Here is a 4,096-nt window from a genome sequence, read left to right on the forward strand (position 1 = left end):
CACGCGGCCTGCCGCTGGCGCGCCTGCTCGGCGGCGCGCCGAAACCGGTCAGGGCTTACAACTCGAAGGGGCTCGGCATCATGCCTGCTGGCGCCGCGGTGGAGGAGGCCCACAAGCTGCTGGCCGAAGGTTTTCAAGCCGCAAAGATCCGCGTCGGCCGGCCCAATGCGCGCGACGATCTGGCCGTGGTCCGCGCGGTGCGCAAGGCCGTCGGCGACGACGTGACGCTGATGTGCGACTACAATCAGGCGCTGACGGTGAGCGAGGCCATCCGCCGCGGCGAGATGCTCGACGACGAAGGCCTGAGCTGGATCGAGGAGCCGATCCGGCACGACGACTATGAGGGCAACGCCCGCATTGCGGACGCGCTGCGCACGCCGGTCCAGATCGGCGAGAATTTCGACAGCGCCTTCTCGATGCAGGCCGCACTCTCGGCGGAAGCCTGCGACTACGTGATGCCGGACGTGCAGCGCATCGGCGGCGTCACCGGCTGGCTCCGCGCCGCCGCGCTGGCGCACGCCGCCGGCATCGAGATGTCCACCCATCTGTTCTCGGAGGTCAGCGCGCATCTTCTCTGCGTGACGCCATCCGCGCATTGGCTGGAATATGTCGACTGGGCCGACGCGGTGCTTTCAACGCGGCTGACCGTCAAGGACGGCTTTGCGCTGCCGAGCGAGGAGCCCGGCAACGGCATCGCGTGGGACGAGACCGCGGTGACGAAGTATATGGTTGCCTGACGCGGCGCGACCCCGTAGCCCGGATGGAGCGACTTGTCCGCCGTAGCTCGAAGAGCGAAGGCGGAAGCGTAATCCGGGGTTTCTCGCCGCGGAGAGACTTTCCCGGATTGCGCTGCGCTCCATCCGGGTTACGACAACACTACGAAATCGAGTGACCGATCATGAGCCGCTTCTGGAGTTCCGTCGTCCGCGACCTCTCGCCCTACGTGCCGGGCGAGCAGCCGAAGATCCACGACCTCGTCAAGCTCAACACCAACGAGAACCCCTACGATCCCTCGCCGCATGTGCTGGCTGCGATTGCGTCCGCGACCGATCGCCTGCGCTTCTATCCCGATCCCGGCGCGACCGCTTTGCGCGAGGCGATCGCGGCACGCTACGGCGTGGCGGCCGATGAAGTGTTCGTCGGCAACGGCTCGGACGAGGTGCTGGCCCACACCTTCCAGGGCCTGCTGAAGCAGGACGCACCGCTGCTGTTTCCCGATATCACCTACAGCTTCTATCCGGTCTATAGCCGCCTCTACGGCATCCGCTACGAGGAGGTGCCGCTCGATGCCGCAATGAAGGTGCAGATCGAGGATTACCGGCGGCCGTGCGGGGCGATTCTGCTGCCCAACCCGAATGCGCCCACCGGCATCGCGCTGCCGCGCGACGCGATCGAGGCGCTGGTGACCGAGCATCCGGACCAGCTGGTGGTGGTCGACGAGGCCTATGTCGATTTCGGCGCCGAGAGCGCCGTGCCGCTGGTCGCGCGCCACGACAATCTCCTGGTCATCCAGACTTTCTCCAAGTCGCGGGCGCTCGCAGGCCTGCGCGTCGGCTTTGCCATCGGCCAGCGGCCTTTGATCGAGGCGCTGGAGCGGGTGAAGGATAGCTTCAACTCCTATCCGCTCGATTGCCTCGCCATCGCCGGCGGCGTTGCGGCCATCAAGGACGATATCTGGTTCGAACAGACACGCGGGCGCATCGTCGCGAGCCGGGAGAAGCTGGTGCGCGATCTCTCCGGCCTCGGCTTCGAGGTGGTGCCGTCGATGGCGAACTTCGTTTTCGCCCGCCATCCCGGCCACAGCGGCGCAGAACTCGCCGCCGGGCTTCGCAAGCACGGCGTGCTGGTGCGACATTTCGCAAAGCCCCGTATCGGGGATTTTTTGCGGATCACGGTCGGGACGAAGGAGCAGTGCAGCCGCCTGATCGCGGTGGCGCGCGACCTGGTCTGAGCCTTCTACGACCGAACCGCAGCAATCATGCTCAGCTCGACCGGAGCACCCCGCGGCAACTCGGCGACGCCGACGGACGTTCGGGTGTGACGACCGCGATCGCCAAGGCGTTCGATCAGTCGGTCGGAAGCACCGTTCATGACTTGCGACTGCTGGGTAAATCCAGGCGCGGAAGCAATGTATCCGACGAGCTGCAGGACCTGGACGATCCTGTCCTCTCCACCCGTTGCGTGGTTGATGGCCGCAATGCAGAGATCGGCGCAGAGGGCTGCGGCCTCCTGCGCGGCCGCGATATCGACATTTGCGCCGACCTTGCCCGCGTACAGCAGGTCTTCGCCGCGACGGGGCAGCTGGCCGCTCACATATGCAATTCCGCCATGGATGATCACCGGCAGATAGTTGCCGCCGGGCTTGTTGACGCTGCTCATCTCGATAACCTGCCTTATTCCTGCATCCGGGGGATGGCGGACAATGGCAGGCGGGGAGTCACGGATCAAGGCTGCGAGGCTTTTGCATGCCGAAGCCGGTGCGCGCTATAACGATCCCGCATGACCACATGGCGCCCTCATCCCCACATCCGCGTCGTCGCGATCGGCCTGCACTGGCGCGACGGACGACTGCTGGCAGCCGAGGTGCGCGACGATGCCGGGCGGATCAAGGGCGTGCGTCCGCTCGGCGGCGAGATCGAATTCGGCGAGAGCTGGCAGACGGCGCTGCTGCGCGAATTCAACGAGGAGCTCGGCATCGTCGTCCGCATCATCGGCGGGCCGCTGGTGATGGAGAACATCTTTGTGCACGCGGGCGCGACCGGGCACGAGGTGATGTTCATCGCCGACGTCGCGTTTCCGGATGAGGCTTTCGCGGGCCAGGATCGCATCGATTTCCGCGAGGACAATGGAGAAGAGATCGTCGCGCGCTGGTTCGACCTTGGCGATCTCGATGTGGAGGGTGGGCCGAGCCTCTATCCGGCTGGGTTGAAGGAGTTGTTGCTCGCGAGCGAGCTCTCCCTCCCGTCATCCTGAGGTGCGAGTGGCGCGATGCGAAAAGCATTGCGCCGGAAGCCTCGCAGGATGCACGGCCCGGATACGGCGGGGCCGCCGCCCTTCGAGGGCCGCTGACGGAGCAGCCCCCTCCAGCGACAACGGCTTCGCCGTTGCGCGGGGGTGACGGTCTTGGAATGGCGCACGCTGCCTCCACATCGTCCGCGCTACCACGCCTCCGCGCCCGGGATTTTCCTGCGCACCGCGATGCGCTGGATCCAGATGCAGCGACGCACCGACCTGTTGGAGCGGCCGACGGCGGAGATGCCCTCGCCGGCCTGAAGCAGCGGCGCGATGTTCTCGCGCAGCGTCCGGCAGCGCTGGAGCTCGGCCTGCCAGTCGATGATCGCCGCGTCAGCGCGTGACGCCATCAGCCCCAGTATCGTCATGGCAAGGCAGCTTGCCCGCACCGTGCGGAGTCCCTTCACTGTGAACTCTCCGGATCGCGCCGGTAACGGAAATCGCAATGATCAGCGCCTTGCATGATCGTCTGCGTGCGCGTGAGCCTGACGTCGGGGCCAAAACCTTCCGCGGTGGCGAAATCGGCGGTGCAGACCAGCAGGAAACCGAGCTCCGGCTCGCCCAGCGCCTTGTAGAACTCGGCATAGGCGCACCGCTTCACGTCGAATGCGAAGGCATCGTAGGTCTGCGCGATGACGTCATAGGCGAGTGCGTCGTCGCGGGCATAGGTCTTGAATGCCGATGACACGGCCTTGCCGAGATCGGCCTCGTTTTTCGCCTTCCAGAATTCCTCGCCGAAGCCGCGATAGAGTTCGCCGAGCGCCTTGCGCACCAGCGCGTTGGCGCGGGCATCGCCTAGTTCGGCCTGGAGCGCCTTGACCAAGGGCACCAGCACCTGCGCCTGGATCTGTGCCTGTTCGATGACGGACATTGTCATGGGCAACCTCGCGTCGGAGGTACGACCGTAACACAACACTATCGAAGGGTGAGATCTCGGCTTGCCGAGCCGAAGCTCGCGGCGGCAGCGGCATCGTGGCGGAGCGACAAGTTCCAGTCGGTCGACGCTCTTCGAGCTATGCCGGACACGCTTCGCGTGAGATTGGCTCGAATCGTGGCTTGCCGAGCCGAAGCTCGCGGCGGCAGC

The 4,096-nt window shown here is 65.8% G+C and carries 6 protein-coding genes; 3 read left to right on the plus strand and 3 right to left on the minus strand.

Going from position 1 to position 4,096, the window contains the following annotated elements:
• Together PMI42_RS27605 and hisC are read left to right on the plus strand one after the other, a co-directional pair.
• Positions 1-737: enolase C-terminal domain-like protein (locus PMI42_RS27605; protein ID WP_008140340.1), on the plus strand; the 737-nt coding region annotated here is incomplete at its 5' end.
• A 161-nt stretch (positions 738-898) separates the two neighbouring features.
• Entirely contained in the window at positions 899-1,951 is a 1,053-nt protein-coding gene (gene hisC / locus PMI42_RS27610) for a histidinol-phosphate transaminase (protein WP_008140343.1), read from the plus strand.
• A 5-nt stretch (positions 1,952-1,956) separates the two neighbouring features.
• Here the strand turns inward: hisC and PMI42_RS27615 are convergent, their stop codons facing one another.
• On the minus strand, positions 1,957-2,379 hold the full coding sequence (locus PMI42_RS27615; protein ID WP_008140344.1) for a RidA family protein: 423 nt from the start codon (positions 2,377-2,379) through the stop codon (positions 1,957-1,959).
• 120 nt (positions 2,380-2,499) lie between these two features.
• Between PMI42_RS27615 and PMI42_RS27620 the strand changes: the two genes are divergently transcribed.
• On the plus strand, positions 2,500-2,973 hold the full coding sequence (locus PMI42_RS27620; protein WP_008140347.1) for an NUDIX hydrolase: 474 nt from the start codon (positions 2,500-2,502) through the stop codon (positions 2,971-2,973).
• A gap of 185 nt (positions 2,974-3,158) precedes the next feature.
• Here the strand turns inward: PMI42_RS27620 and PMI42_RS27625 are convergent, their stop codons facing one another.
• Both PMI42_RS27625 and PMI42_RS27630 read right to left on the minus strand, forming a co-directional pair.
• Complete coding sequence (locus tag PMI42_RS27625; RefSeq protein WP_050994419.1) at positions 3,159-3,380, minus strand: hypothetical protein; 222 nt, start codon at positions 3,378-3,380, stop codon at positions 3,159-3,161.
• 35 nt (positions 3,381-3,415) lie between these two features.
• Positions 3,416-3,889 (minus strand): L-2-amino-thiazoline-4-carboxylic acid hydrolase, encoded by a 474-nt coding sequence (locus PMI42_RS27630; RefSeq protein WP_008140352.1) that lies wholly within the window; start codon positions 3,887-3,889, stop codon positions 3,416-3,418.
• Positions 3,890-4,096 lie beyond the last annotated feature (207 nt).

The organism is Bradyrhizobium sp. YR681 (assembly GCF_000282615.1).
Taxonomy (GTDB): domain Bacteria; phylum Pseudomonadota; class Alphaproteobacteria; order Rhizobiales; family Xanthobacteraceae; genus Bradyrhizobium.

Bases quoted from the DNA above. Each gene is read 5' to 3' on its own strand.
- PMI42_RS27615 (WP_008140344.1), bottom strand. From the start codon at position 2,379: ATGAGCAGCGTCAACAAGCCCGGCGGCAACTATCTGCCGGTGATCATC.
- hisC (WP_008140343.1), top strand. From the start codon at position 899: ATGAGCCGCTTCTGGAGTTCCGTCGTCCGCGACCTCTCGCCCTACGTG.
- PMI42_RS27620 (WP_008140347.1), top strand. From the start codon at position 2,500: ATGACCACATGGCGCCCTCATCCCCACATCCGCGTCGTCGCGATCGGC.
- PMI42_RS27630 (WP_008140352.1), bottom strand. From the start codon at position 3,889: ATGACAATGTCCGTCATCGAACAGGCACAGATCCAGGCGCAGGTGCTG.
- PMI42_RS27625 (WP_050994419.1), bottom strand. From the start codon at position 3,380: ATGACGATACTGGGGCTGATGGCGTCACGCGCTGACGCGGCGATCATC.